Origin of the sequence: Zhongshania sp. (assembly GCF_029212375.1) — a bacterium.
In the GTDB taxonomy this organism is placed as follows: Bacteria; Pseudomonadota; Gammaproteobacteria; order Pseudomonadales; family Spongiibacteraceae; genus Spongiibacter.
The window spans coordinates 77,911-104,007 of sequence record NZ_JARGNU010000009.1; the positions used below are offsets into that span (position 1 = coordinate 77,911).

At 51.6% G+C, this 26,097-nt stretch carries 28 protein-coding genes; 14 read left to right on the forward strand and 14 right to left on the reverse strand.

The genetic code is table 11. The features are described from left to right. Positions 1–256: 256 nt before the first annotated feature. From P1U47_RS10990 to P1U47_RS11025, 8 genes are all read right to left on the reverse strand, one after another. Positions 257–1,150 carry an FAD:protein FMN transferase gene (locus P1U47_RS10990; RefSeq protein WP_301028930.1) on the reverse strand — a complete coding sequence of 298 codons (894 nt, stop codon included), beginning with the start codon at positions 1,148–1,150 and terminating at the stop codon, positions 257–259. A gap of 33 nt (positions 1,151–1,183) precedes the next feature. Then, entirely contained in the window at positions 1,184–2,980 is a 1,797-nt protein-coding gene (locus P1U47_RS10995; protein ID WP_301028932.1) for a protein-disulfide reductase DsbD, read from the reverse strand. A gap of 84 nt (positions 2,981–3,064) precedes the next feature. Further along, positions 3,065–4,375, reverse strand: coding sequence for a DUF3570 domain-containing protein (locus tag P1U47_RS11000; RefSeq protein WP_301028933.1), 1,311 nt, complete (start codon positions 4,373–4,375; stop codon positions 3,065–3,067). A 42-nt stretch (positions 4,376–4,417) separates the two neighbouring features. Continuing rightward, complete coding sequence (locus P1U47_RS11005; protein ID WP_301028934.1) at positions 4,418–4,639, reverse strand: DUF4266 domain-containing protein; 222 nt, start codon at positions 4,637–4,639, stop codon at positions 4,418–4,420. Beyond that, the gene (locus P1U47_RS11010) at positions 4,636–5,085 is read right to left on the reverse strand and encodes a TlpA disulfide reductase family protein (protein ID WP_301028935.1); all 450 of its coding nucleotides are present in this window, start codon (positions 5,083–5,085) and stop codon (positions 4,636–4,638) included. Before P1U47_RS11010 ends, P1U47_RS11005 begins: the two co-directional genes overlap by 4 nt. Positions 5,086–5,302: 217 nt before the next feature. After that, entirely contained in the window at positions 5,303–6,613 is a 1,311-nt protein-coding gene (locus P1U47_RS11015) for a DUF3570 domain-containing protein (protein ID WP_301028937.1), read from the reverse strand. A gap of 42 nt (positions 6,614–6,655) precedes the next feature. Then, positions 6,656–6,877 carry a DUF4266 domain-containing protein gene (locus P1U47_RS11020; protein WP_301028934.1) on the reverse strand — a complete coding sequence of 74 codons (222 nt, stop codon included), beginning with the start codon at positions 6,875–6,877 and terminating at the stop codon, positions 6,656–6,658. Continuing rightward, positions 6,874–7,323: a TlpA disulfide reductase family protein gene (locus tag P1U47_RS11025; RefSeq protein ID WP_301028938.1), complete on the reverse strand. Its 450-nt coding sequence runs from the start codon at positions 7,321–7,323 to the stop codon at positions 6,874–6,876. The genes P1U47_RS11020 and P1U47_RS11025 overlap by 4 nt, the downstream gene beginning before the upstream one ends. 132 nt (positions 7,324–7,455) lie before the next feature. Here P1U47_RS11025 and P1U47_RS11030 point away from each other — a divergent pair, with 132 nt between their 5' ends. After that, the gene (locus P1U47_RS11030) at positions 7,456–8,757 is read left to right on the forward strand and encodes an MFS transporter (protein WP_301028939.1); all 1,302 of its coding nucleotides are present in this window, start codon (positions 7,456–7,458) and stop codon (positions 8,755–8,757) included. Here P1U47_RS11030 and P1U47_RS11035 read toward each other — a convergent pair. From P1U47_RS11035 to P1U47_RS11050, 4 genes are all read right to left on the reverse strand, one after another. Beyond that, positions 8,752–9,600, reverse strand: coding sequence for a M48 family metallopeptidase (locus P1U47_RS11035; RefSeq protein ID WP_301028941.1), 849 nt, complete (start codon positions 9,598–9,600; stop codon positions 8,752–8,754). The two genes, P1U47_RS11030 and P1U47_RS11035, sit on opposite strands and share 6 nt — an antisense overlap. Positions 9,601–9,607: 7 nt before the next feature. Further along, a complete protein-coding gene (locus P1U47_RS11040; protein WP_301028943.1) occupies positions 9,608–10,078 on the reverse strand; it encodes a YbjQ family protein in 471 nt (156 codons plus the stop codon). After that, entirely contained in the window at positions 10,078–10,407 is a 330-nt protein-coding gene (locus P1U47_RS11045) for a YbjQ family protein (protein WP_301028944.1), read from the reverse strand. The genes P1U47_RS11040 and P1U47_RS11045 overlap by 1 nt, the downstream gene beginning before the upstream one ends. A gap of 80 nt (positions 10,408–10,487) precedes the next feature. Then, the gene (locus P1U47_RS11050; RefSeq protein WP_301028946.1) at positions 10,488–11,408 is read right to left on the reverse strand and encodes a LysR family transcriptional regulator; all 921 of its coding nucleotides are present in this window, start codon (positions 11,406–11,408) and stop codon (positions 10,488–10,490) included. A gap of 225 nt (positions 11,409–11,633) precedes the next feature. Between P1U47_RS11050 and P1U47_RS11055 the strand changes: the two genes are divergently transcribed. Both P1U47_RS11055 and oadA read left to right on the forward strand, forming a co-directional pair. Next, positions 11,634–13,049, forward strand: coding sequence for an acetyl-CoA carboxylase biotin carboxylase subunit (locus P1U47_RS11055; protein ID WP_301028948.1), 1,416 nt, complete (start codon positions 11,634–11,636; stop codon positions 13,047–13,049). A 17-nt stretch (positions 13,050–13,066) separates the two neighbouring features. Next, positions 13,067–14,881: a sodium-extruding oxaloacetate decarboxylase subunit alpha gene (gene oadA, locus P1U47_RS11060; protein WP_301028950.1), complete on the forward strand. Its 1,815-nt coding sequence runs from the start codon at positions 13,067–13,069 to the stop codon at positions 14,879–14,881. Between the two features lie 89 nt (positions 14,882–14,970). On the opposite strand, the gene ppiC is transcribed toward oadA, so the two are convergent. Continuing rightward, complete coding sequence (ppiC, locus tag P1U47_RS11065) at positions 14,971–15,249, reverse strand: peptidylprolyl isomerase PpiC (protein WP_366943153.1); 279 nt, start codon at positions 15,247–15,249, stop codon at positions 14,971–14,973. After that, positions 15,246–15,428, reverse strand: coding sequence for a hypothetical protein (locus P1U47_RS11070; RefSeq protein ID WP_301028951.1), 183 nt, complete (start codon positions 15,426–15,428; stop codon positions 15,246–15,248). Before P1U47_RS11070 ends, ppiC begins: the two co-directional genes overlap by 4 nt. A 70-nt stretch (positions 15,429–15,498) precedes the next feature. Here P1U47_RS11070 and P1U47_RS11075 point away from each other — a divergent pair, with 70 nt between their 5' ends. From P1U47_RS11075 to P1U47_RS11125, 11 genes are all read left to right on the forward strand, one after another. Next, the gene (locus P1U47_RS11075; protein ID WP_301028952.1) at positions 15,499–15,969 is read left to right on the forward strand and encodes a flagellar basal body-associated protein FliL; all 471 of its coding nucleotides are present in this window, start codon (positions 15,499–15,501) and stop codon (positions 15,967–15,969) included. Between the two features lie 10 nt (positions 15,970–15,979). Then, positions 15,980–16,921, forward strand: a complete 942-nt coding sequence (locus tag P1U47_RS11080) for a FliM/FliN family flagellar motor switch protein (RefSeq protein WP_301028954.1) — start codon at positions 15,980–15,982, stop codon at positions 16,919–16,921. A gap of 15 nt (positions 16,922–16,936) precedes the next feature. Continuing rightward, entirely contained in the window at positions 16,937–17,353 is a 417-nt protein-coding gene (fliN, locus tag P1U47_RS11085) for a flagellar motor switch protein FliN (RefSeq protein ID WP_301028956.1), read from the forward strand. Then, positions 17,350–17,883 (forward strand): flagellar biosynthetic protein FliO, encoded by a 534-nt coding sequence (fliO, locus tag P1U47_RS11090; RefSeq protein ID WP_301028958.1) that lies wholly within the window; start codon positions 17,350–17,352, stop codon positions 17,881–17,883. The genes fliN and fliO overlap by 4 nt, the downstream gene beginning before the upstream one ends. Next, entirely contained in the window at positions 17,880–18,626 is a 747-nt protein-coding gene (fliP, locus tag P1U47_RS11095; RefSeq protein ID WP_301028959.1) for a flagellar type III secretion system pore protein FliP, read from the forward strand. Before fliO ends, fliP begins: the two co-directional genes overlap by 4 nt. Continuing rightward, positions 18,623–18,892, forward strand: coding sequence for a flagellar biosynthesis protein FliQ (fliQ, locus tag P1U47_RS11100; RefSeq protein WP_301028961.1), 270 nt, complete (start codon positions 18,623–18,625; stop codon positions 18,890–18,892). Before fliP ends, fliQ begins: the two co-directional genes overlap by 4 nt. 10 nt (positions 18,893–18,902) lie before the next feature. Continuing rightward, complete coding sequence (gene fliR / locus P1U47_RS11105) at positions 18,903–19,676, forward strand: flagellar biosynthetic protein FliR (protein ID WP_301028962.1); 774 nt, start codon at positions 18,903–18,905, stop codon at positions 19,674–19,676. A 3-nt stretch (positions 19,677–19,679) separates the two neighbouring features. Next, entirely contained in the window at positions 19,680–20,807 is a 1,128-nt protein-coding gene (flhB, locus tag P1U47_RS11110; RefSeq protein ID WP_301028964.1) for a flagellar biosynthesis protein FlhB, read from the forward strand. 407 nt (positions 20,808–21,214) lie between these two features. Further along, positions 21,215–22,360 (forward strand): efflux RND transporter periplasmic adaptor subunit, encoded by a 1,146-nt coding sequence (locus P1U47_RS11115; protein WP_301028965.1) that lies wholly within the window; start codon positions 21,215–21,217, stop codon positions 22,358–22,360. Positions 22,361–22,447: 87 nt separating this feature from the next. Continuing rightward, on the forward strand, positions 22,448–25,579 hold the full coding sequence (locus tag P1U47_RS11120) for an efflux RND transporter permease subunit (protein WP_301028966.1): 3,132 nt from the start codon (positions 22,448–22,450) through the stop codon (positions 25,577–25,579). 49 nt (positions 25,580–25,628) lie between these two features. Continuing rightward, positions 25,629–25,910: a pyrimidine/purine nucleoside phosphorylase gene (locus P1U47_RS11125; protein ID WP_301028967.1), complete on the forward strand. Its 282-nt coding sequence runs from the start codon at positions 25,629–25,631 to the stop codon at positions 25,908–25,910. Positions 25,911–26,097 lie beyond the last annotated feature (187 nt).

Here is a 26,097-nt window from a genome sequence, read left to right on the forward strand (position 1 = left end):
GGGTAATGACGGTGCGAAGGGCATAGCGGGTGCTTACGAAGCCGTCATGCTGGACTTGATCCAGCATCTGGTGGGGCGGCTGTGAACTAGTTCGGTGGTATTGGATTCTGAATCAAGTTCAGAATGACGGTTCGTGGCGTTAAGAATGACTATGTGTGGCGTTAAGAATGACGATGTGTAGCATTCAGAATGACGATGTGTAGCATTCAGAATGACGATGTGTAGCATTCAGAATGACGGTTTATCAGCTCGCCAATTACTGCTGAATCCAATGCAGTATTTCTTGTTCCGTTAAAAAGGCTTGGGCCTCTGAGCCAGCCAACATGGCGAAGGTGGCAATAAGGCCGGCTTCTACGCAACTGGGCGCTGCTACGGTGACTGAGCGCGGGGCGTCCATAATTGGCCAGCCGGTTTTGGGGTTGAGTACGTGGGGGTAGCGCACGCCGCCTTTTAGTAAGAAACGATTGGCGTCGCCGCTGGTGGCGAGGCCGCCTTTGGCGAGTTGAATGATGGCGGATTTGCCGCCGCCGATTTGTTCTATGCCTACTAGCCAGTGCGGAGCATGGCGGGGTGGGGCGGTGGCGTAGAGGTCGCCGCCAAAGTTAATTAACACTGCGCAGTCGCTATGCTGGCGGACGATGGCGGCGGCGCGATCGACGGCGTATTCCTTGCCGATGCCGCCAAAATCTATTTCCATTCCGGCGTGCAGGCGCAGTTGCGGGCGCTGCCAGTTCACGTGGTGCCAACCAATGTTCTGACATAGGGCGGCGGTTGCGTCTGGCGTGGGTATTTGATCGCTGCCGTCGAAGCGCCAGAGTTGCCGCAATAAGCCAGATGTTAGATCGAACATGCCGTCGCTGAGTTGGTAGGCCTGCGCGGCAAAGTCTAAAAGTTCGGCGGTTTCTTCATCGACGGTGACGGTTTTGCCTTGGGCATTATTAATTTGAAAAACAATATTGTCGTCGCGGTAGCGGCTAAATTTGCTTTCGATTCGCCATGCTTCATCGGCAACGTGCTGTGCTAAAGATTTGATGTGGGCCTCGTCGGTGCTGTCGACGAGTACCTCGCAGGGGCTGGCCATAGCGCGAAAATGCGCCACCAAACCGGTGGCGCTGTGTGTAAATGTGACTTCTCGTTTTGGCTCAGGCATACGCGGTGCTTTTTGGTTTTGAGATAAAACAGCCTACGACGATTTACTGAAAATGGCGAGTAGGGTGTCGACACTTAAGAGTTGCGGCAACACGATTGGTTCGGCGCTGCCACCTGGAAAGTAAACATACAGCGGCACGCCACTGCGCTGATAACCCGCCAGCAGTTGCGTAATTTTATCGTCTTGGTTGGTCCAGTCGGCCTTTACATAACGTACGCCAAGCTCGTCGAAGCGCTGTTTTACTTTTGCGCTAGACAGCGCGACCCGTTCATTGGCAAGGCAGGTAATACACCAGTCGGCGGTTACATTAAGGAAGATGGGTTGTTGATCTTGCTGCAATTCTTCTAGCAAGCCCCGCCGGTAAGCGGTGACGTCGCCGGTGTCGGCGGTGGTACTCGCGGTGGCATTTAGCATGGCTGAGCTGAGAATGAATGCCGCTAGCAGGGCCGACACTACCGAGATGCCGCGCTGCCAACGCTCACGGGGCCAGAAGTACAGGGCAATCACAATCAGTAAACAGCCGATAAGCACTAACATCACCGCGTTTACGCCGCTTTGTCTGCCGAGTACCCACAGCAACCAAATGGCGGTGAGGTACATTGGAAAGGCCAAGACCTCCTTCATAGTGAGCATCCAGCGGCCTGGACGGGGCAGTAAGCGGGCAATACCGGGTAGCCATGATAACAGCAGAAATGGGGTGGCCATGCCAAGGCCTAGGGCGACGAATACCGCCAGCGCCACAATCATTGGTTGGCTTAGCGCGAAGCCCAAGGATGCGCCCATAAACGGCGCAGTGCAGGGGCTGGCGACTAATACCGCTAATACGCCAGTAAAAAACGAACCGCTCATGCCGCTTTTTTCGGTGAGGGATTGGCCAGCACCGGCAAACTGCGCGCCGAGTTCAATGACGCCAGAGAAGCTTAAGCCCACCACAAAAAACAAATACACCATGGCTGCGACAAACCACGGCGACTGTAATTGATAACCCCAGCCCAATTGCTGGCCTGCAGCGCGCAAGATGAGTAGCAAACTGGCGACGGCGACAAAGCTGGTGACAACCCCAGCGGTATAAACAAGGCCGTGGATGCGGCGCTGCTTAGCGGAGATGTCGGCGGATTCTACTAAGCTTATGCCTTTGAGGGCCAGCACAGGGAATACGCAGGGCATTAAGTTAAGAATGAGGCCGCCAGCAAAGGCAAAGGCCGCCATGCTCAGTAATTTAAACGCCGACCATGTTGGCGGGCTGGGCATTACATTGCTTTGATTGCTTGAAGTGCTGGTGCTAGCTTGGCTTTGTGGTTTTGCTTGATCAATGGCCGTTATCTGCCCAGTGCTTGGCTCAATGTTAAACCACTGGTGATGCGGGGGATAACACAGGCCTGCATCGGCGCAGCCCTGCGAAGTCACTTTTACGGTGATCGCTTGTGAAGAGGGGCTATTGGTTTTCGATAAAAGAGTTTGGGCGATCAGCTGGTGGTAAAAAACCTGAGTATCGCCAATATTGGGGTCGTGCTTTAACTTTCCCTCGGGCAGGGCAAGCTCAAGTTTTTGCAACTCGCCCTTGTTAAATTGTTTGATGCTTATGCGGTCGCGGTATAAATAATAGCCGTCATGGATCTGCCAGTTCAGGCTGAGCTGTTGTTGGTCAATCTTGAGGCTGAGTTGATAGGCTTCTTCGACTGGCAAAAATTGGCTGTCTTGGGCGCTACTGAAGTAGGCGCTATTTGAATTAGTGGCATTTAAATTAGGACTTAATTCAGTGCTGTGAGCCGCAAAGCTCGCGAGCAATATACTTGATACGAGCGCTAGCTGAGCAATAAGGTTTTTCACGCAAACACTCCCTGCGTTTTCTGAAAAAGGGGAGAAAGACATTGCTGCCTTTCTCCCAATCGTTTAACGCCTTACTGACTATGTTTAAAAGTCGTAAACAACTCGTAACATAAGGGCGTCAACGTCGGGGTATATCTCTAAGTTTTTCAGTTCGCCAAAGGCCTGCGCAGGTTCGTCACCGGTTTGCAGATAGTATTCCAGCGCTACGCTCCACGAATCTGCGGGGTTGTCTTGGCCGTATTCCAAACCAATGGTGTAGGCCATGAACTCGCCTAGGCGATAATCTGCTGAAGCTTCGCCACCCGTGTCACCGGCAGTGGGCTGCTGACCATCAACAAAAAATGGCGTGTAGAAATCGGCAGCGCTCTGCTGATAGACCCGCACATGGGGCTGCAGGTATTGGGTGTCGGCAAACTTCCAGCGGTAGTGCACGTCTACGGTGTGGGAGGTAATGTCCCAGTCGTCGACCATAAACCGGTAGGAGGTATCGAGCACGTCGCCGCCAAGATAGCGTTTGTACTGGCCGAATACGCTGTGTTTTAAGCGGCTGTCTGGCCGATTTTCGTACACGGCGGTGGGCAGGTCGGATTGGGCGCCATTTTGAAATAGGGTTGCGCCGGTTACAGGGTCAACCACGCTGATGATTTTGTAAGGGTCGGTTAAGTAGCCGCTAGACGAGCTGAGCGAGTAGTTCAGCTGGAATAGGCTGTTTTCGTCAATCACTTGGGTGACGCCAACAATTACGTCGACCAAACTTTTGGTGTCGTCGCTGCCATCTTTAACGCTGTCGCTATTGCCGCCGTAATCTCGGCCAGCTTGCATAGTGGCAAAGGGAATGGGTTTGCCGTCGACCGGTTTTATCATATCCATGCCTAGCGACAAGCCTGTCATCAAGGTGGTATTGCCATTGTTAATGTCTTTGGCAAAGCTCGAATTGACTGCAAAGGAGGTGTAGTCGTATTCGGTCGAGAAATTGCCGCCCAATACCATGGTCAGGTCTTTGGAAATTGGCTTTTCCCATGCGGCATTAACGGCCACGCGGGTGTCTTTGAATGAATCGTCTAAGGGCGTGTCGCCAGCGCTGGTAGTGCCAATAGAACCGCCAGAGGGACTGGTAAAGGTCTGTGGCTGATTGCTGGGCAAGGCGCCACTGGCAGAGGCACCGGTTAGGGTGTCTAGGGTTAATTTAAGGCTCAGGGTTTCGTCGGTATCGAGCTGCTTTTTAGCAGAAATGACTGGCTCGGTGGCATTGACCCGATCTGGCTCGCTGTAAAACAGCAGGGCGGCGCTAACATCCCACTCGCCAACATCGTGCTTGTCTTCGGCGATGGCGAGCTGACTGCCTAACAGTGCGCAGCTAGCCGCAGCTAGCGATAGACGTATATTCTTTTTCATGTGTTTATCCTTAGTCCTTTAGTTAGCCCGTCGGTTAGCCGCTTAATTACAACCACAGCCGCCGCCACCAAAACTGCGTCCACCGCTAGATGCCTCTTTACTGAAATAAATATGGTCATCGAGTGCGCTGGTTAGAGGTGAACTGTCTAAGGCCATTTCTGGCTTGGCTAAATTTTGGCGTTGCCAAGGATCTACGCCCATCGAACTACAGGCGCTGAGCAGCCCGCTTATCGCTATCGCAATCCCAAGTTTGTGTATGGTCATTGTGCTCTCCCCAAGGTGTTGTTGATTTGTTCGCGTATTATTTGTGGGTCTTTGGCGGTAAAGCCGTCGTGGCGATGCACTAGCTCGCCGCGTTGATTAAACAAAAATGAATTGGGCATGCCGCGCACGCCGTATTGCTTGGCAAGGCCGCCCTCGGGGTCGTATATCACCGCAAAATTGGCGGGAAACTCTGTTAAGAATTGATCTGCATCGTCGCGGCTTTCGTCTAGGTTGACGGTGACCACGGCCAAATTGTCGCCGTATTCCTTAACTAAGTCGTTCATAAATGGGAAAGACGCGCGGCAGGGGCCGCACCATGAGGCCCAGAAATCGACGTAAACCACCTTGCCTTGGTAATCTGCGATGTTGAGTGCGGGGGCGGCGTGTAGCCAGCCACTGGCGACAAATAACAGGCCGGTCAGTAGCTGCTTTATTTTTACTTTCATGGTTTGCGCCTTTTGTATAAAAATGGAGTTATCCGCCGTTACTGGGCTGAACCGTTATATTTTTTGAGTTTTAGTAAGGCTATTAGCGAAAACTTAAGATTTCGTTAAGAAGTCCTGACGGTGGCCAATAAAACAGCCGGCGCGACAATTACGTGCGGGCTTTGAAACGCCGGCGGTGCCGCTATTCTCCTCGTTGTTGCTGTTGCTGTTGCTAGCGTTAAAAGTCGTAAACGATTCGTAACATTAAGGCGTCAACGTCAGGATAAAGTTCTTGATTTTTTAACTCGCCAAAGGCCTGCGCGGGTTCGTCACCGGTTTGCAGATAGTATTCCACGGCCACGCTCCACGAATTGCTAGGATTATCTTGGCCGTATTCCAAACCTATGGTGTAGGCCATGAATTCGCCTAGGCGGTAATCCGCAGAGGCTTCTGCGCTCTTGTCGCCGGCTGTGGGCTGCTGGCCATTAACAAAAAATGGCGTATAGAAATCGGCAGCGCTCTGCTGATAGACCCGCACATGGGGTTGTAGGTATTGGGTGTCGGCAAACTTCCAGCGGTAGTGCACGTCTACGGTGTGGGAGGTAATGTCCCAGTCGTCGACCATAAACCGGTAGGAGGTATCGAGCACGTCGCCGCCAAGATAGCGTTTGTACTGGCCGAATACGCTGTGTTTTAAGCGGCTGTCTGGCCGATTTTCGTACACGGCGGTGGGCAGGTCGGATTGGGCGCCATTTTGAAATAGGGTTGCGCCGGTTACAGGGTCAACCACGCTGATGATTTTGTAAGGGTCGGTTAAGTAGCCGCTAGACGAGCTGAGCGAGTAGTTCAGCTGGAATAGGCTGTTTTCGTCAATCACTTGGGTGACGCCAACAATTACGTCGACCAAACTTTTGGTGTCGTCGCTGCCATCTTTAACGCTGTCGCTATTGCCGCCGTAATCTCGGCCAGCTTGCATAGTGGCAAAGGGAATGGGTTTGCCGTCGACCGGTTTTATCATATCCATGCCTAGCGACAAGCCTGTCATCAAGGTGGTATTGCCATTGTTAATGTCTTTGGCAAAGCTCGAATTGACTGCAAAGGAGGTGTAGTCGTATTCGGTCGAGAAATTGCCGCCCAATACCATGGTCAGGTCTTTGGAAATTGGCTTTTCCCATGCGGCATTAACGGCCACGCGGGTGTCTTTGAATGAATCGTCTAAGGGCGTGTCGCCAGCGCTGGTAGTGCCAATAGAACCGCCAGAGGGACTGGTAAAGGTCTGTGGCTGATTGCTGGGCAAGGCGCCACTGGCAGAGGCACCGGTTAGGGTGTCTAGGGTTAATTTAAGGCTCAGGGTTTCGTCGGTATCGAGCTGCTTTTTAGCAGAAATGACTGGCTCGGTGGCATTGACCCGATCTGGCTCGCTGTAAAACAGCAGGGCGGCGCTAACATCCCACTCGCCAACATCGTGCTTGTCTTCGGCGATGGCGAGCTGACTGCCTAACAGTGCGCAGCTAGCCGCAGCTAGCGATAGACGTATATTCTTTTTCATGTGTTTATCCTTAGTCCTTTAGTTAGCCCGTCGGTTAGCCGCTTAATTACAACCACAGCCGCCGCCACCAAAACTGCGTCCACCGCTAGATGCCTCTTTACTGAAATAAATATGGTCATCGAGTGCGCTGGTTAGAGGTGAACTGTCTAAGGCCATTTCTGGCTTGGCTAAATTTTGGCGTTGCCAAGGATCTACGCCCATCGAACTACAGGCGCTGAGCAGCCCGCTTATCGCTATCGCAATCCCAAGTTTGTGTATGGTCATTGTGCTCTCCCCAAGGTGTTGTTGATTTGTTCGCGTATTATTTGTGGGTCTTTGGCGGTAAAGCCGTCGTGGCGATGCACTAGCTCGCCGCGTTGATTAAACAAAAATGAATTGGGCATGCCGCGCACGCCGTATTGCTTGGCAAGGCCGCCGTCTGGGTCGTATATCACCGCGAAATTGGCGGGAAACTCTGTTAAGAATTGATCTGCATCCTCACGACTTTCGTCGAGGTTGACGGTGACCACGGCCAAATTGTCGCCGTAATCCTTAACTAAGTCGTTCATAAACGGGAAAGACGCACGGCAGGGGCCACACCATGAGGCCCAGAAATCGACATAAACCACCTTGCCTTGGTAATCGGCGATGTTGAGTGTGGGGGCGGCGTGTAGCCAGCCACTGGCGACAAATAGCAGGCCGGTCAGTAGCTGCTTTATCTTTACTTTCATGGTTTGCGCCTTGTTTTACACATGTGGTCACTGGGTGTCGCAGCCTTGCCCTGTGAGATTCTGCGACGACTAACAAGGCTAGTGCTGAAAACTTAAGAACTCATTAAGAATAGAAAGAGCGGGAAGCGAGTCGTGAATAGCGCAATATTCCTAATAAACCGCGAGACGGCTGGGCTTATCGCCGATACTATTCATTTCCTCTTAAAGGTTTCGATCAAGGCGCGGGGCATGTTTGAGCTACCCAAAAATATTTACTTAATGGCGATTGTTAGCTCCCTGTGTCTGGCGACTTCGTCGTTAATGGTGTTGGTCAGCGGTTTGCTCGGTAGCAGTTTGGCGCCGAGCGCCTCTTTAGCAACATTGCCGATGGCGAGCTTTATTATTGCTACGGCGGTATCTACGGTTCCAGCGGCAATGATTATGCGCAAAGTTGGCCGCAAGCAGGGCTTTCTGCTCAGTATCTTCATTGCCTTTTGCGGGGCGCTTTGTGCGCTGTTAGCAACGGTGCAGGCGAATTTTTTATTGTTTATTTTTGCCACCCTCTGCTTTGGCTTTAATCTAGCGTTTACCCAGCAGGGCCGCTTTATCATTATTGAAAATGCGCAGAATCCAAAACAACAGGCAGACGGCCTGACCATAGCGCTATTGGCGAGTTTGCTGGGCGGTTTTATTGGCCCGCAATTTGGCGCCTTGGGGCGCGACCTTATTGCCTCGCCGCAGGGCTATGCAGGGTCGTTTTTGTTGTTGGCAATCTTGCTGGTAATTGCCTTCGTTATTATGTGTATTTATGAAGAGCGGGGCGTGGCTGAGGCCGAAAAGGTGTCGGCTGAGCGCTCACTGCTCAGTATTATTAAACAACCTAGCTTTATTCTGGCGGCGGGCACAGCGGCCACAGGCTATGCGGTTATGTCGCTGGTGATGACCGCAACACCACTCAGCATGGTTGAGATGAGCGGCCACAGCTTTAATCACGCAACGATTGTTATTCAGTCGCATATTGTTGCGATGTTTTTGCCGTCGCTACTCACGGGCAAATTACTTAAAAAGGGGCTGCGACTTAGCCTTATTGTTGCAGGCCTGCTCTGCTATTTGGCGGTGATTGCGGTGGCCTTTAGTGGGCATGAGGTAATGCATTACTGGTGGGCGCTGGTACTGCTTGGCCTTGGCTGGAATCTATTATTTATGACTGCCACCGCTTTACTTCCCGAAACCTATCACGGCAATGAGCGCTTTAAAGCGCAAGCCGTGAATGAATTTAGCGTGATTAGCGCGCAGGCGATTGCAGCGTTTTCTGCGGGCTGGATTCTGTTTAATTATCAGTGGGAGGGCGTGCTGAAAACGGCGCTCAGTATCTCGGTTTTTTGGTTGCTGGGGCTGGTTTTCTTGGGTTATATCACAAGGAAGAAGCAGCCTGTCGCCGTCGCGAGCTTATAAATTTTGGTAATCGAGCCTTGGGTCTAGTGCCTTGGTGGCGGCTGTTTTAGACTTTTGAGTCCGGGTCTTAATCTGTTCAATACGTTGCTGCATATCGGGGTGGCTGGCAAAAATCGCCTGCCAACTGGCTTGACGGTGCTGGGCTAATATCTTTTTAAAGAAGGCTTCTGCGCCAGCTAAGTGGCCATAGTGTTGCTCTAAGGTGTCGAGGGCTGCACGGTCGGCGGCGCTTTCCATTTTTCGGCTAAAGCCGAGCACGGTCATAATGCCTGCTTGCTGAACGGTGCTTTGCAGCGCCACCGCGTTTTGCCCAGTTACCACGCTCAAAAATAACTGCACTAGTAAGCCGCCACTGATGGATTGGGCGGGGTGACGAAATTTGATGTGGGCAATTTCATGGGCTAGCACCATGGCTAGCGCATTCTCTGAAGACACTTCGCGCAACAAGCCGGTGGTAACAAAAATATGGCCGCCGAGGGTGGCAAAGGCGTTGGGCACATCAGCTTCATCGACAAGATGGAAGTGCAGTTTGATGTCGGGTGCTAACTGCGATTTGTTGGCGAGCTGATCGCCAAGTTCTTGGAGCGCCGCTTCGGCACTTAACATGCTTTGTTTGCGGTTCTCCGTGTTGTTCCTTAGTTGCCCAAATTTACTGACCAGCTGTTGTTCGTAGCGAAAGGGAATTAGCGGCGCCAGCTGGTGAGAAAATAACAGCAGCAAGGCCACGACGGCAGTAATGGCGAGGAGTACCCCGCCGAGCAGAATTGAAAATTCCTTTAGGGGGTTCTCGCTAGAGGCATTTATGCCCTCCGGAATTTTGGGGTTTTGTTTTGCGAAGGCCACGATTTGTTTAGCCCAAATTTTTATGAATGGGGATTAAAGCTGTGCCGTAGGCGAGTACTTCAACCGAGCCGATGCCCTTATTGCCGTTGCCGGAAATGCGGCTAGTTTCTAATTTGGTGTTAATAATGGCTTCGGCGCCAGCCGCGTGTGCCTGTTCTTGCATGCGCAATAACGCCTCGCGGCGAGCGCGATCGAGCAGGGTTTCGTAGGCGCGAATACGACCACCGACAAGGCCGCGCAAGCCAGCGGAAACTTGCTTAAAATAATCCACCGAGATCACCACGTTACCGCTAACCAGTTCCGTGTGGTGGTTCATATACTCTGGCGGTGGAAAGCGGTCGGTAGACACCACAAGGCTGCGCAGCGCATCTTCGCGGCTGAGGATGCTCTTATAGTGCTTGGCTTCGGCGCGGCGGCCAAAGAAAAAGCCAAGGCCGAGCAGTAGCGCGAATATGCCTATTTTAATGAGGGCTTCCATTATTTTTCCTCGAGGAAAACCGCCGTGCCGTAGGCCAAAATTTCGGAGGCGCCAGCGGTGATAGACGAGGTGGAGTAGCGCACATTGATAACCGCATTGGCGCCAATGGCCTTGGCTTGTTCGGTCATGCGGTCGGTGGCCTCTTGGCGGGCTTCAGATAACAGCTCGGTATAACCGCCTAGCTCGCCGCCAAAAATGTTTTTTAGCCCCGCCATAATATCTTTGCCCGCGTGTTTGGCGCGCACGGTGCTGCCCATGACTAAGCCAAAATGCTGGCTGACTTTTCTGCCAGGAATAATTTCAATATTGCTGATTAACATATTACTCATGGTGATTTCCTGAGGTTGATAAACGAATGCGGCTTGCGGGCTTAAATAATCAGTCAGCGCGCTTACCTTGTATACCTTTTTTAGATTGGTTTGCTCACCGTGCTGGGCTGATGAAGAAAGTCGTGAAAAGCCTTTGTTAAGGGGTTGAGGTGTTTGGCCTTGGGGTACACGGTGCACCACGACCGCAAAATAGGAAAGCCCACAACGGCAATTGCAGCTAGGCGACCTGCGGCGATGTCGTTGCTGACCATCGCCTTGGGCAAAATAGCAAAATGCTCACCGTTGGCCAAGGCGGTTTTAATGGCTTGGTTACTGCCCATTTGGCGGTGGCGCTGAATGAGGCAGCTGTGCTGGCGGCAGAAGCTCTCAAAAATTTGTCGGGTGCCGGAGCCCGCTTCGCGAAGCAAGGCTGGGTAGCTTAAAAGTTCGATTAAGCTTATATCTTGCCGTTGGCTCAGCGGGTGCGAGGCGTTTGCCACCACTAGCAGCTGGTGCTCGGCAAAGGGGGTGTAGCTTAAGCTTCGGCTGTCGGGCACTTGGGTCATGACGGCGAGATCGTCAAGATTGTCGTGCAGACGTTCCAGCAAGCGCTGGTGGTTAACAACGTGCAGGCTAATATCAACGTCGGGGTGCTGTTCGCAAAAGTTGTGAATAAGGGATGGGAGCAAGTACTCGGCGCTGGACTCGATGGCAATGTTGAGACTGCCCTGCAATCGCCCATGCAGCTCGGTTAACTCAATTTCGAGGTGCACTAAACGCTGTTTGAGTTCGCGGGCCGCGCGGAGCATGAGTTCACCGGCGTTGGTCAAGAATAGCTGTTTGCCAAGATAGTCAAACAGCGCTTGGCCAACGACTTCTTCCAAACTGCGGATTTGTGAACTCACCGCCGGTTGGGTTAGCGCTAGCTGTTGAGCGGCCTTGGAGTAGCTGCGGTGCTGGCAAACTGCCAAGAAAACGTCCAGTTGGCGCAAGGTTAAACGATTTAAAAAGCTGACTTCCATACTCGTTCCTGGGCGGTCGATCTCGTTACTATAAGTAATTACTAATACTTATCAATACAAATATTAATTTTTTATTCACCGCTTTTTTCGGTACGGTGGCTGCATGTCATTATTGCTGCGCCACGTTTGCACGCGGGTTTACGCAGTAATGAAATTGCTTTTAATGGCTATTGGCTAATAGTAAGGCTAGGTTAGGGGTAATTCTTGCCCATAGGGAGTTCAGCTATGTTGAAAAAAATCCTGATCGCCAACCGCGGTGAAATTGCGGTGCGTATCGTTCGGGCCTGTGCCGAAATGGGCATTCGCTCGGCGGCGATCTATACCGAGCCAGATCGTTTTTCGCTGCACGTAAAACGTGCCGATGAAGCGTATAACGTGGGCGCCGACCCTCTTGAGGGCTATTTAAACCCCCGCAAGTTAGTTGCGTTGGCGGTGGAAACCGGTTGCGACGGCCTACATCCTGGCTATGGTTTTTTGTCTGAAAACGCTGAGCTGGCCGATGTTTGCGCCGAGCGTGGCATTACCTTTATAGGCCCCAGTGCCGAGGTTATTCGCCGTATGGGCGATAAAACTGAGGCGCGCCGCGCAATGACCGCCGCAGGCGTGCCGGTAACACCGGGTACCGACGGCAATTTGGCCGATGTAGAAGAGGCGGTGAACTTCGCCAAAACCATCGGTTACCCCATTATGCTTAAGGCCACCTCGGGTGGCGGTGGCCGTGGTATTCGCCGCTGCGATAGCGAGGCCGATTTACGCCGCCAGTATGATCGGGTGGTGTCGGAAGCGACGAAGGCCTTCGGTCGCGCCGATGTATTCATGGAAAAATGCATTGTTAATCCGCGCCATATCGAGGCGCAGATACTGGCCGACAGCCACGGTAATGTGATTCACCTATTTGAGCGGGATTGCTCGATTCAGCGTCGTAATCAAAAACTGATCGAAATCGCGCCCTCGCCACAGTTAACCCCAGAGCAGCGCGCGTATATTGGCGATATGTCGGTTCGCGCCGCCGAGGCGGTGGGCTATGAAAACGCCGGTACGGTCGAGTTTCTCTTGGCCGATAACCAAATCTATTTCATGGAAATGAATACGCGGGTGCAGGTAGAGCACACCATTACCGAGCAAATTACGGGGGTGGATGTGGTGCGCGAGCAAATTCGCATCGCCTCTGGCTTGCCCTTGGGCTACCGCCAAGAGGATATTTCCTACCGCGGCTATGCACTGCAATTTCGGATTAATGCTGAAGACCCTAAAAATGATTTCTTGCCCAGCTTTGGCAAGATCAGCCGCTACTATGCGCCAGGCGGCCCTGGGGTGCGGGTAGATACCGCTATTTATACTGGCTACACCATTCCACCGTATTTCGACTCCATGTGCTTAAAGTTGATTGTGTGGGGGCTGACGTGGGAAGAGGTTTTAAATCGCGGCGCGCGGGCGCTAAACGATATGCGCCTACAGGGCGTGAAAACCACGGCGGCTTACTATCAGCAAATTTTAAAACACCCAGATTTTCGCGCTGGGAATTTTGATACCAGTTTTGTTGAAAGCCATCCCGAACTGACCCAGTACTCGGATAAAACCCGCCCCGAAGATATTGCCCTCGCCGTGGCCGCTGCAATTGCCGCCCACGCTGGCCTATAACGCAAAGGATATTGATCATGAGCCAAGCTAAACCCGTTCTAATCACCGATGTTGCCCTGCGCGATGGCCACCAATCGCTAATCGCCACGCGAATGCGCACAGAAGACATGCTGCCGGTTTGCGCTGAGTTGGATGCCATCGGTTTTTGGTCGCTGGAAGTGTGGGGCGGCGCCACTTTTGACGCCTGCGTGCGCTTCTTAAAAGAAGATCCCTGGGAGCGCTTGCGCAAGCTGCGCGAAGCGCTGCCTAACACTAAATTGCAAATGCTGGTGCGGGGCCAGAACCTGCTGGGTTATCGCCATTATGCCGACGATGTGGTCGAGGCCTTCATTCAAAAGTCGGCCGACAACGGCATGGATATCTTCCGCGTTTTTGACGCCATGAACGATGTGCGCAATTTAGAAACCGCGGTTGCCGCGGTTAAAAAATCCGGCAAACACGCCCAGGGCACTCTCTGTTACACCACCAGTCCCGTTCACACCACGGCCAAGTTTGTTCAGCAAGCGCGAGACCTTGTGAATATGGGTGTGGATTCCATTGCCATTAAAGACATGGCAGGTTTACTTACCCCGAGCGCGACCTCAGAACTGGTTGCGGCGCTTAAAAGCGAAGTCAGTGTACCGCTAGCGCTGCACTCCCATATGACCTCTGGTTTGGCTGGGCTGTGTCAGCTCAAGGCGATAGAGGCGGGTATCGATATTATCGACACCGCAATGTCGGCTTTTGCGAATGGCACCAGTCACCCTGCAACCGAAACCATGGTGGCGGCGCTGAAAGGCACCGACCGCGACAGCGGATTAGACCTACCCGCGCTGCAAAACATTGCCACCCAGCTGTGGGATGTGCGCAAAAAATACCATCAGTTTGAGAGCGAGTTTACCCGCGAAGACGTTAGCGTGCAGATCAACCAAGTGCCCGGCGGCATGATGTCGAACTTGGCGAATCAGCTAAAAGAGCAGGGCGCCTTACACCGCATTGGCGACGTGTTTGCAGAGATACCGGCGGTGCGCAAAGACCTAGGTTATCCGCCACTGGTAACGCCCACCTCGCAAATTGTTGGCACCCAAGCGGTTATGAATATTCTAGCGGATAAGCGCTACACCACCATTACTAACGAGGTTAAACGCTATTTGCAGGGCCACTATGGCGCAGCACCTGCGCCGGTAGACAAAAACCTGCGGGCGTTGGCAATAGGTAATGAGGACGTAATTGATGTGCGTCCAGCGGACCTTTTGCCGCCAGAGCTAAACAAGCTGCGCGCTGATATTGGCGACCTAGCCAAGTCAGAAGAAGACGTGCTGACCTTTGCTATGTTCCCAGATTTGGGTCGTGCATTTTTATCAGAGCGCGAAGCGGGTACTCTCACGCCGGAAGTGTTAGAGCCTATTGGCAGCGCGAGTACGCGGCCGGTTACCGATGGCGGCGCGCCAACTGAGTTTGTTATTGATGTTCACGGCGAAAGCTATCAAGTGGCTATTACCGGTGTTGGTATCAAAGGCACCGGCAAACGCCATATCTATATGACCTTGGATGGCATGCCCGAAGAAGTGGTGTTCGAAGCCCTTAACGAATACAAGGCCGAGGGCAGTGGGGGGCGTAAATCGGCCAACAAGCCAGGCCACGTAACGACCAATATGCCAGGCAATATTGTAGAGGTGCTGGTAGCGGTAGGTGACGTGGTTAAGCTGGGTCAGCCTGTATTGGTAACCGAAGCGATGAAAATGGAAGCCGAGGTGCAAGCGCCGATTGCCGGTAAGATCGTTGATATCTTTGTTAAGAAAGGCGATCGCGTAACACCTGGCGAGGTGTTGATTGAGATTGCAGCAGAGTAAATGTTGTTAATTTAACATGGCACTATGTTAAAAAGCCCCGAAGGCGATATGCCTTCGGGGCTTTTTAGTTTTTACTGGCTAAATAATGATTAGTTGCGGTAAATAGTCTGAATCAAGTGGTAGCCAAACTGAGTTTTGACGGGGCCGTGCACTTCTAAAACGGCTTCTTTAAAGACCACGTCGTCAAAGGCTTTTACCATTTGGCCTGGACGAAACTCGCCGAGGTCGCCGCCCTGTTTGCCAGATGGGCAATCAGAGTGCTTTTTAGCCAGCTCGCCAAAATCGCCGCCCTTAGCAATTTTTGCTTTAAGATCTTTCGCTTCTTGTTCGGTTTTAACCAGTATGTGTCGTGCTGAGGCAACGGTCATAATTGTATCTCGATGATGAATTCAGGCAGGATTATAGCAGTAACTTTTGTGTTTATTCTTGCTACGTGGTGTTCACGCTGACTCGGTGTAGCGGCTGTTTTCTGACAAATAACAGCCAAAGTTTTGTCGTAGGCATATTTAGCTATATTAACTGTTTGATTTTTAAGTACAATTTTCATTGGCATAAGCCTTGCTTTTGCCCTAATAATAGCTATGTTGTCTCTGTATGTGGAATGTTGGAAACAGATTATGAAATCTAAGATTATCCTGATTGTGGGTGTGCTGGTATTGCTGTTAGCCGCAGTTGGCGGAACGTGGTTTTTTATGAAAAGCTCGGCGCCTGCGCCGATGCCAACCGAAGCTGAAGGTGAAATGATGGCAGCGGCTAGCCCAGCCATGAAGGCCCCCGAGTACTACAGTCTGTCGCCATCGTTTGTGGTGAATTTACAGAATGAACGCGGCATGCGCTTTTTAATGATCGAGATCGAGTTGATGTCGCGCCGTGACGATACCTTTAGCCGGGTGGAGCAATATGAACCGCGTATTCGCAACGACTTGCTGTTGTTTCTTAGTAAACTGGATCGCGAGGCAATTGCTACGGTTGAGCAGCGTAAGAAAATACAGGAAGAGGCGATGGCGGTGATTAATGGCGTTTTAATCGCTGAATCTGGCAAAGGCGGTGTTGACGCGGTGTATTTCACCAAGTTTGTCGTGCAGTGAGGTTGAGCCAGTGAGTGACGTACTCGATCCAGAAGAACTCGAAGCCTTAATGGCGGGTGAGGACGACAACGCGCCGGGTAAGGGCAAGTACAATCTTGCCCGCCAAGATTATGCTGTGCAGCGCCTAATACCGGCACTGTCGCTAATTCAGTCGCAGTTTGCCGGTGCAACCAAGGATCGCATGCAGGAGTTTGTTGCCGCAGTGAGTTCGGTACAAACCGATAAAATCACGGTAATGAAGTTTGAGGAGATGCTGAATACTCTTTCGGCGCCGTGCAGTTTGTCGGTGGTGCAGGGGCTGCCGATGAATGCCAGCTTATTTTTAGCCTTTGAATCTGATTTGGTTTTTCAATTAGTAGACCGCTATTTTGGTGGTTCTGGCGCCAGTCAGCAGGGCGATCGCGAGACCTTGTCGGTATCTGAATTTAGTTTTATGGAAATGCTCAGTACTGCGCTACTACCCGATATTGCTAGTGCGTGGAAGTCGGTTATGAAAACCGAGCCCAGTATTGCCGTGCAACACAACGACCCTCGCATGCTCGACACAATTAGCGAAGCAGACTCGCTGGTTGCCACGCGCTTTACGGTGAATATTGGCGAATTCAGCGGCGGCCTGTGGTCGATTGTGCCATGGAGTGCGATTGATGCGGTGCGCGACAGTATTGGCGACCCTGCCAAAAGTAAAACAAAGCCCTCTAGCGATGATTGGCGCGACCGCCTGTTAGAAGGCTTGGAGTCGGCGCCCATTGAAATGGTAGCGGTGTTAGCGCATACCAAGCTGAGCTTAAAGAAAGTGGCCAAATTTAAAGTGGGGGATATCATCGACATTCCCTCACCAGAAGAATTGATTTTAGAGGTCGATGGCAAGCCCTTTATGCGAGGCCGTTTTGGCAGTCATCAGGGCAATTTAGCGGTCAAACTTGAGGGCCCTGTACCCAAAAAACGACCCTAGCGCTGAGGAGGGGATATGTCTGACGACGTGAATAATCAACAGCCAGCGGCGGATGCCGCCAGTCAACATGAGGCGGTAACCGCCGCGGAAATTAAGGAATTAAATGAACATACTAGCGCTCAGCCAACAAAACCAGTCGCCGACACCAGCTCGAGGAGTGGCCGCATGAGTAATGATATGAGCCTCGATATGATCATGGATGTTAGCGTAAATGTGGCGGTAGAAGTTGGTCGTACCAAAATGAGTATTCGCGATTTGCGCGAACTTAGCCAGGGCGCCATTATTGAATTAGATCGCGCCGCGGGTACGCCCCTTGACGTGCTGGTCAACGATACCCTTGTGGCACGCGGTGAAATTGTGGTGGTTAAAGATAAATTCGGCATTATGCTCACCGAGGTTGTTGGCCAAGACGAGCGTGAGCGCCGGGGATGATGTGCTATCTGCCACGGTGGTGTTACGGAGTTGCCAGTGTTGCCGCGGCGTTGCCGGTTTGGGCCGAGGATGTGGCAGAAGTCGCCAAGCCCCTAGTGGCGGCGAGTGAGAAGCTTGGCGATAAATCCAGCGCGGCAGTGCCTGCGGCACCCAGTTTAGCGCAGCTAGATATTAGCGGTATGCTCGGCAGTTTGTTGCTGGTGGTGCTCTGCATAGTGGTGCTAATGTGGCTGTTGCGCAAAAGCCGCTTAGTTGCCGGCCCCAATCACACCGGCGTGGCGGTGGTGGGGCAAATTCCGCTGAGCATGAAAGAAAAATTATTGGTAGTGCAGGTCGGTGACGACAAACTATTACTTGGCTGCACTGCCAGCGCAATTAATACCCTGCATACTTGGTCGTCGCCTTCTTCCCAAGATAGCGCTGCATCGACGCCCCAGAATTCGCCCTTTGCCAAATTATTAGCGCGCTTGCCCACTCATAACTCGGCTAAGGCCAACACGCCAAGTAATGATGCGGGAGCTAAGCAATGAGGGGCTTGCGCAAATTACTATTTCTTATCGCCTGCTGTTTGCCGATGCTGGCCAATGCCGCGCAGTTGTCCTTGCCCGCAGTGACCTCATTGCCCGCAGCGGGGGGCGGGCAGGAATACACGGTGTCGCTGCAATTACTGGCGGTGATGACCGCACTAACCTTATTGCCCGCGCTGCTACTGGGTATGACTGCGTTTACTCGGATAATGATTGTGCTATCTATTTTGCGTCAAGCACTGGGCACAGGACAGACACCATCTAACCAAATACTGCTGAGCTTGGCCTTGTTTTTAACCATGTTTATTATGCAGCCGGTGGCTGAAATTGCCTACAACGATGCAATTAAGCCGTATATCGCCGAAGAGCTGCCTTTTGAGCAAGCGCTTGAAAAAGGTTTTCAGCCGTTTCGAAGCTTTATGCTGCGCCAAACCCGCGAAGAGGACATTGCGCGCTTTGCTGAAATTTCCGGCCAAGATGCCTTCGATAAACCGGAAGATGTGCCATTTACTATTTTAATGGCCTCGTTTTTAACCAGCGAACTTAAAACTGCTTTTCAGATAGGCTTTTTATTGTTTATTCCCTTTGTGGTTATCGATCTGGTAGTCGCCAGTGTGTTGATGTCGATGGGTATGATGATGTTGTCGCCGATGATGATTTCGCTGCCCTTTAAGATCATGCTGTTTGTTTTAGTTGATGGCTGGAGCTTGGTAATGGGCTCACTGGCCGCGAGTTTTTACACATGAATGCCGATACTGTAATTGAACTTGGCCGTCAGGCCATGAACGTTACCGTGCTGTTAGCTGCGCCCTTGTTGTTGTCGGCACTCGCGGCGGGCTTGATGATTGGTATGTTTCAGGCGGCCACCCAAATTCAAGATATGACCTTGAGCTTTATTCCAAAGCTGGTGGTGCTGGTCTTGGTACTTGGTCTCACCGGACCGTGGATGTTGCGCCAATTGGTGGACTACACCACCCAGCTGTTTGAAATGATCCCAGGCCTTGTGGGGTGAACCCAAGGTGATGAGTTTAACGGCAGACCAGCTCAGCGTTTTGCTGGCCAGTGCATGGTTGCCGTTTGTGCGAATTGGCGGCGCCATGATGACCGCGCCGTTATTCAGTGCTGCCTATATTCCGGCCCGCGCCCGACTTTTACTGGCGGTATTTATCACCGCAGTATTACTGCCTATTTTGCCCGCAAGCCCAGCAATGAATTTATTGGGCATTGAAACGGTATTGCTGATCGCCAATGAATTTCTCATAGGCCTGTGCATTGGTTTTATTATTCAGCTGGTTTTTGACGCCATTATTTTGGCTGGGCAATTAATTGCCATGGGCATGGGCCTTGGTTTTGCGATGATGGTCGACCCCCAACGGGGTGTGCAAGTGCCGGTCTTGTCCCAGTTCTTATTAATATTCACCATGTTGTTATTTGTGGCAATGAACGGCCATATCGACTTTTTAAGCTTGCTGGCCAGAAGTTTTGAATACTGGCCGGTCGGTGGCAGCGCTTTGTCTGGGGATCAGCTTGGCGTAGTGATTATGCGCGGCGCAGAATTATTTACCGGCGCAATTCGAGTGGCGATCCCCGCGGTGGTTGCCTTATTAGTAGTGCAGCTTGCGATGGGTGTGGTCAGCCGCGCCGCACCAACCTTGAACTTGTTTGCAGTGGGTTTTCCTATTGCAATGTTAATTGGCTTCTTGGTGGTCGATCGCCTGTTGCCCAATTTAATGCCTCTATTGTCTTCTGGTCTCGGCGCTGCATTTGTGGCTGCCGAGCAATTTCTCGGGATGTGAACCATGGCTGAGAACGAAGACGGTCAAGAACGCACAGAAGACGCATCCGAGAAAAAGCTCGCCGACTCCCGAAAAAAAGGCCAGGTGCCGCGCTCCAAAGAACTCACTACCATGATGGTGACTTTGTCTGGTGCCGCTATTCTGCTATTTACCGGCGCGCAATTGGCGGCGGCATTACAAAACTTACTGGCGAGCAGTTTGTCGCCGAGTTTTTTAATTGCTGCAGATGAGCATGAAATTGCGGGGCGACTCTACCAAACCTTGGTGCGAGGCTTACTCACAATATGGCCTTTACTGGTGGTAGCCATAATTGCGGTGGTGTTTTCGTCGACCATATTGGGTGGTTGGACCTTTAACCTAAGCGTTAAGCCCGAACGCATGGATCCAATCAAAGGCGTTGCTAAGTTATTTTCGCTGCGCAGCCTTGGCGAGCTGGCAAAAGCACTCATGAAAATGGTTTTTATTGGCGCGGCGGCGGTGTTTCTGTTGTCGGGCTTGGCAGACGATATTTTGGGTTTGGGTTTACAAGAGCCCAAAGAGGCTATTAAAAACAGTGCCTCGCTGCTGGTGTGGTTTTTCTTTGTGGTGAGCCTTCCTCTACTCGCCATCGCCGCTATCGACGTCCCTTGGCAGCTATGGAATTACCACAAAGAATTGCGCATGACCCGCCAAGAAGTGCGAGACGAACACAAGGAATCTGACGGCCGCCCAGAAGTAAAAGCCAAGCTGCGAGAAATGCAGCAGGCCGCTGCCAATAACCGCATGATGGAAAAAGTCCCCACCGCCGACGTCATCATCACCAATCCCACGCACTTTGCGGTGGCCTTAAAATATGACGAAGCGCGTATGGCCGCACCCATGTTACTGGCAAAAGGCGCCGACAATATCGCCGCTAAAATCCGCGAACTGGCCAACGAGCACGATGTGCCTATAGTTGAGTCACCCAGATTAGCCCGAGCGGTATTCGCCAGCACCGACCTCGATGCTGAAATCCCCGGCGGCCTATACTTGGCCGTGGCGCAAATTCTTACCTACGTATACCAACTACGCAGCTGGGAGACTTTGGGTGGCGAATACCCCGAGCCGCCGGAGCCAGAGGTGGATGACGCGTTTTTGAAGGATTTGCTTTGATATAAGTGAGTATGGCCTAGAAAGACGGTAGCAGTTTATTTTAGGCCGTGTTCTGCCGTCTTCAATACTGCAAGCACAGCTGATTATTCGCCTTGCCTAATTTGGCGCAGGGCGCTCACCTGAAATAAAAATTACGTGCGTTGTTGCTAAGATTGTATGCGCTCGCTTGGAATGCTGATTCAGGTTTTAGTTTGTATCGTTAGACTGCCTACTTAAGTTACTGGTCTGTAACGATTACGCTCACGTAATATTGCATATCGGAACTCGACCTTTGTTGCAGACAGTGCTACTTTTTCGCCTTTGTTTGTACACTGATTTTGCGTGTGCGTGCGTAAAAATATTTGATGTTGCTCCAATGCAGCGGTTTACCAGAATAGGGAAGTGATATGAGTAGGCGGATGGTGATCATGCTTGTACTGAGCACGGTGGTTTTTGGTGGAGTGTTTGGTATGAAGTGGTTTGGCAACAAGGCAATGAATGATTATTTGAATTCGATGCCCCCGCCTGCTGTAACCGTGGCAAGTGCCGCAGCTAAAACCATGCTGTGGCCAAATCGACTCAAGGCCGTTGGCAGTTTGGTAGCGGTGAACGGTGCCGATCTTACCGCTGAGGTAGATGGCGTGGTGAGCGCGATTCATTTTGAATCTGGCGATACTGTTAAACGTGGCGACTTGCTGCTGACCTTGTCGGCGGCGAGTGAGCAGGGTGAGCTTAAACGTTTGCAGGCTCAAGCCGAGCTGGCTGAGTTGAATCGCACGCGTAAAGAGCAGCTGTATAAAGGCAAGTCGATTTCGAAAGCGGAGTTAGACACCGCCGAGGCAGAAACCCATGTGGCTCTCGCGGCCGTTGAGGCGCAGAAGGGTCGCTTGGCGCAAAAGTCGGTTAAAGCGCCGTTTGACGGCAAACTGGGTATTAAACGTGTCAATGTTGGCCAGTATCTAGGTATGGGCGCGGCCATTGTTACGCTGCAAAAATTAGACCCCATTAATGTCGATTTCTCGCTGCCTGAACATTATTTGTCTGCGTTAGCGCCGGGGCTCGTTGTTGCGGTTGAGGTTGATGCCTATCCCGACCAAACATTCCAAGGCGAGATTTTGGCTATTGAACCGCGAGTGAACCCCCAAACCCGCAATTTTGATTTGCGCGCGCGCTTAGCAAACCCTAGCCAACAGTTGAAGCCGGGCTTATTTGCTACCGTGGCGATCACCTTGCCTGGTGATAATGAGGTCGTGGTGATTCCGCGCTCGGCGGTAAATTACACGTCTTACGGCGACTCGGTGTTTGTAATCCAGCAAAAGCCTGCCGCAGAGTCCGGCGATGTAACGCCAGAAAGTAAGTCAGAAGGTGCGCCGGAAGTTGAATTAGAAGTGCTGCAACGTTTTGTTAGTTTGGGCGAAGCGCGGGGCGATTTTATTGCGGTTGTTTCTGGTCTAGATGCGGGAGCTGAAGTGGCCACCACAGGTTTGCTAAAATTGCGGAATAAACAAACGGTTGTTATTGATAATAGCAACGCGCCAAAGCCTGAGTTGCAGCCCCAGCCGCCAGCAGGTTGAGGGCGTCGGTCGACGGATATTAGATCGCCAGCGCTGCTGGTGTAACGGATTACTGGCGATAAGCTGAAAATCGAGCTGAGAGCAACAATGAATTTCACAGATATATTTATAAAACGACCGGTACTCGCAGTAGTGGTTAGCCTCATTATTTTGCTGCTGGGCATGCGTGCGGGTTTGGATTTGACCGTGCGGGAATACCCCGAGCTTCAGAATACGCAGGTCTCCGTTTTAGTGGCCTACCCTGGCGCGGAACCCGCCTTGGTCGAAGGTTTTGTGACCACGCCCCTTGAGCGCGAAATTGCCTCTGCCGACGGTATCGATTTTTTAACGTCCAAATCCGTTCAAGGTAGCGCAATTATTACTGCCAATCTGCGGATGGACAAAGACCCTAATGAGGCGCTGACTGAAATTTCGGCGAAGGTGTCAAAGCTGCGCAATCAGTTGCCCGAGGGTTCCGAAGATCCCGTTATTCAGTTAGCCGATAGCAATAGCACTGCTGCAATGTACATCTCTTTTTATTCCGATGTGCTCAACGACAGCCAGATAACCGATTACATTGTGCGAGTGATTGAGCCGGAGCTGGCCGCAATTGCCGGCATTGAAAAGGTTAATGTGCTGGGCGCAAAAAACTATGCCATGCGCGTATGGTTAAACCCAGAAAAATTAGTGGCCTTTGGCTTTAGCGCCAGCGAGGTGGTGGCGGAAATCCGTAAGCAAAATGTGCTGTCGGCGGTAGGCCAGACCAATGGTAATTACGTTAAAGTTGGTTTAACCGCGGGAACCGATTTACATCACGTCGACGAATTTCGCAAAATGGTATTGCGCTCCGACGACAATAGCTTGGTGAGATTAGAGGATGTTGCCACGGTTACCTTGGGTGCCGAGAGCTACGAGACCAGCGCTTACTGGGATACCAAACCCAGTGTGTTTATTGGTTTAACGGTGCGCTCCAATGCCAATTTGCTCGATGTAATGGCCGAGGTCCGCGACCATTTACCCGCTATTTTTAAAGCCTTACCGGTCGGATTGCATGGCGATTTGAGTTATGACGCAACGGCCTACGTTCGGAGCGCGATTAATGACGTGCAAACCACCTTGGTTGAAGCCGTTATTATTGTGGTAGTGGTTATATTTCTGTTTTTGGGGTCGATACGCAGCTCTTTAATTCCTGCTGTAACAGTGCCGTTATCCTTGGTTGGCGCCCTGTTTTTGATGTATAGCCTAGGCTTTTCTATCAACTTATTGACGCTTCTGGCCATGGTGTTGGCGATAGGCATGGTGGTTGATGACGCGATTATTGTCCTAGAGAATATTCACCGCCATATCGAAGAGGGAATAGAGCCACAGAAGGCAGCGATTATTGGCGCTCGGGAGCTAGTGGGCCCCGTTATTTCGATGACAATTACCCTTGTTGCCGTTTATGCCCCTATCGGCTTTTTAACGGGGATTACCGGTAAGCTATTTACCGAATTTGCCTTTACCTTGGCGGGCGCCGTGTTGATTTCTGGGCTGATCGCACTCACATTAACGCCCATGATGTGTGCCAAAATTTTAAAGCCCGCTCATAACGGTTCGGAAAATAGCGGTCGCCTCGCCAATTACCTAGACGAAAAATTTGATCGTTTGCGCGGCGCCTATCGCGCCCGCTTACATAGTGCTTTAGATCAGCGCCACGTTATTGGTGTTTTTGGGCTTATTGTTTTTGTTTCTTGTTATTTCTTGTTTGTGTCTAGCCCCGCAGAGCTTGCACCTGCCGAAGACTTTGGCTTTGCCGGTGCGTTAAATGAGGCCGATGGCTACTCATCTAAAGAGTATTTAGCACAGTATTTTATGGCAAACCAAAAAATTGCCCTAGCCCATGAAAACGTTGGTCATTTGTTTGCTTTTAGCAGTAATGAGGGTGGCGGCACCAACACCGGATTTTTTGGCATGATTGCCAAACCGTGGGAAGAGCGCGATCAAACAATGACCCAGATCGCCAATGAAGTGAATGCCAGTGTTAGCGCTTCGCCAGGGGTGCGCACGGCAATTTTTCAGCCCCCCGCACTACCCACACCAGGCCAAGGTTACCCCGTAGAATTCGTGCTCAAATCCATTGCCGACCCACAAATTATGGCTGATGTGGGTAATGCCGTTGTTGGCCGCGCCATGCAGAGTAATCGCTTCTTTTTTGTGGCGCCGGATTTAAATATCGATAGGCCTGAAACCATACTGGATGTTAATCGCGAAAAGGCGGCACTGCTGGGTATTGATATGAATGCCTTAAGTGCCGATCTTGCCGCGATGATGGCGGGAGGCGAGGTTAATAAATTTGCCTTTCAGGGCCGCGCTTACAAGGTTATTGTTCAAGTAGAGCGAGAATCGCGACTCAACCCAGGTCAGCTTGCGGGATTTTATACCCGCACTGGCAGTGGTGATTTAATTCCGCTGTCCACCGTCGTGACCATGCGCGACCGAGTGGTGCCGCGCTTTATCCCTCATGCGCAACAGTTGATGTCGAATACCATTGTGGCAGTGCCCAGACCAGATATCTCGCAAGGTGAGGCCTTGGCGCTGCTTGAAAAGATTGCGCGCGAAGAAATGCCCGCGGGCTTTCAAATAGACTATGCAGGGTCGTCGCGGCAGTTTAAACAAGAGGGCTCCGCACTGGTGGCAACCTTTGGATTTGCGCTGGTTATTATTTATTTGGTTTTGGCTGCGCAGTTTGAGTCCTTTCGCGACCCCTTGATTATTCTGGTGACCGTGCCAATGTCGATTTGCGGGGCACTGCTAACCTTGAATATTTTTGCAATGACCAATGGCATGCAGCTAACCAATTTTTCGGGCATGAGTTTAAATATATACACCCAAGTTGGTTTAGTGACCCTGATAGGGGTTATTTCTAAACACGGCATTTTGATTGTGGATTTTGCCAACCGTATGCAGGAAGAAGGTATGGCAAAGCGCGAAGCCATTGAAGAAGCCTGTTCAATTCGTCTGCGGCCCATTTTAATGACCACCGCAGCGCTGGTGGTGGCAATGCTGCCATTACTTATGGCGAGCGGTCCTGGCGCGGCGTCGCGCTTCTCGTTGGGCATGGTGATTATCTCGGGCATGACCATTGGCACCTTGTTTACCCTGTTTGTGGTGCCAGCCATGTATATATACATTGGGCGCGATCATCAGCTGCTAGCAAAATCTAGCCGACTAGAGAGCAACTCAGTTCAAGCTGGCGTGTAGTGGCGTAGCCGCGTATCATTGCGCGGTTTTTTACGCCTTGGGGGCCACCATGATTAAGCACAATAGTTACTTTGACAACAACGTTCAGTCGCTGGGTTTTGCCACTGCCAGCAAGCCTGCTTCGGTGGGTGTAATGGCGCCGGGTGAATACCGTTTTGGCACTGAAGCAGCCGAACGCATGGACGTTATTAGTGGCGCCTTGACGGTATTGCTGCCAGGCCAGACCGAATGGCAGACCTTTGCCGATGGTCAGAGCTTTGATGTACCGGCTAATAGCCACTTTGATTTACAGGTAGCGGTAAACACGGCCTACCTATGTGTTTACGGCTGATTTTTCGGCTGCGCTTTATTAAGCAAAGATGGCTGCGCTAAACGCACCCATCTTTGCTTAAATTTTTCTGCCCCAGCGGCCCTGTTATACCTTCTTTGTCACTCCTCATTTCAGCACAATAAATACTTCCCACGATACAAAATGCCAAGACTGTGAAAAGCGGCGCATATTTTGCTATGTCATTAGG

Coding starts and splice junctions, on each gene's coding strand:
- P1U47_RS11020 (WP_301028934.1), bottom strand. CDS start 6,877: ATGACCATACACAAACTTGGGATTGCGATAGCGATAAGCGGGCTGCTC.
- fliN (WP_301028956.1), top strand. CDS start 16,937: ATGTCTGACGACGTGAATAATCAACAGCCAGCGGCGGATGCCGCCAGT.
- P1U47_RS11050 (WP_301028946.1), bottom strand. CDS start 11,408: ATGGAAGTCAGCTTTTTAAATCGTTTAACCTTGCGCCAACTGGACGTT.
- oadA (WP_301028950.1), top strand. CDS start 13,067: ATGAGCCAAGCTAAACCCGTTCTAATCACCGATGTTGCCCTGCGCGAT.
- P1U47_RS11000 (WP_301028933.1), bottom strand. CDS start 4,375: ATGAAAAAGAATATACGTCTATCGCTAGCTGCGGCTAGCTGCGCACTG.
- P1U47_RS11005 (WP_301028934.1), bottom strand. CDS start 4,639: ATGACCATACACAAACTTGGGATTGCGATAGCGATAAGCGGGCTGCTC.
- P1U47_RS11055 (WP_301028948.1), top strand. CDS start 11,634: ATGTTGAAAAAAATCCTGATCGCCAACCGCGGTGAAATTGCGGTGCGT.
- P1U47_RS11125 (WP_301028967.1), top strand. CDS start 25,629: ATGATTAAGCACAATAGTTACTTTGACAACAACGTTCAGTCGCTGGGT.
- P1U47_RS11040 (WP_301028943.1), bottom strand. CDS start 10,078: ATGGAAGCCCTCATTAAAATAGGCATATTCGCGCTACTGCTCGGCCTT.
- P1U47_RS11010 (WP_301028935.1), bottom strand. CDS start 5,085: ATGAAAGTAAAAATAAAGCAGCTACTGACCGGCCTGTTATTTGTCGCC.
- P1U47_RS10990 (WP_301028930.1), bottom strand. CDS start 1,150: ATGCCTGAGCCAAAACGAGAAGTCACATTTACACACAGCGCCACCGGT.
- fliP (WP_301028959.1), top strand. CDS start 17,880: ATGAGGGGCTTGCGCAAATTACTATTTCTTATCGCCTGCTGTTTGCCG.
- P1U47_RS11075 (WP_301028952.1), top strand. CDS start 15,499: ATGAAATCTAAGATTATCCTGATTGTGGGTGTGCTGGTATTGCTGTTA.
- fliO (WP_301028958.1), top strand. CDS start 17,350: ATGATGTGCTATCTGCCACGGTGGTGTTACGGAGTTGCCAGTGTTGCC.
- P1U47_RS11120 (WP_301028966.1), top strand. CDS start 22,448: ATGAATTTCACAGATATATTTATAAAACGACCGGTACTCGCAGTAGTG.
- P1U47_RS11045 (WP_301028944.1), bottom strand. CDS start 10,407: ATGAGTAATATGTTAATCAGCAATATTGAAATTATTCCTGGCAGAAAA.
- ppiC (WP_366943153.1), bottom strand. CDS start 15,249: ATGACCGTTGCCTCAGCACGACACATACTGGTTAAAACCGAACAAGAA.
- P1U47_RS11025 (WP_301028938.1), bottom strand. CDS start 7,323: ATGAAAGTAAAGATAAAGCAGCTACTGACCGGCCTGCTATTTGTCGCC.
- flhB (WP_301028964.1), top strand. CDS start 19,680: ATGGCTGAGAACGAAGACGGTCAAGAACGCACAGAAGACGCATCCGAG.
- P1U47_RS11070 (WP_301028951.1), bottom strand. CDS start 15,428: ATGAAAATTGTACTTAAAAATCAAACAGTTAATATAGCTAAATATGCC.
- P1U47_RS11015 (WP_301028937.1), bottom strand. CDS start 6,613: ATGAAAAAGAATATACGTCTATCGCTAGCTGCGGCTAGCTGCGCACTG.
- P1U47_RS11115 (WP_301028965.1), top strand. CDS start 21,215: ATGCTTGTACTGAGCACGGTGGTTTTTGGTGGAGTGTTTGGTATGAAG.
- fliR (WP_301028962.1), top strand. CDS start 18,903: ATGAGTTTAACGGCAGACCAGCTCAGCGTTTTGCTGGCCAGTGCATGG.
- fliQ (WP_301028961.1), top strand. CDS start 18,623: ATGAATGCCGATACTGTAATTGAACTTGGCCGTCAGGCCATGAACGTT.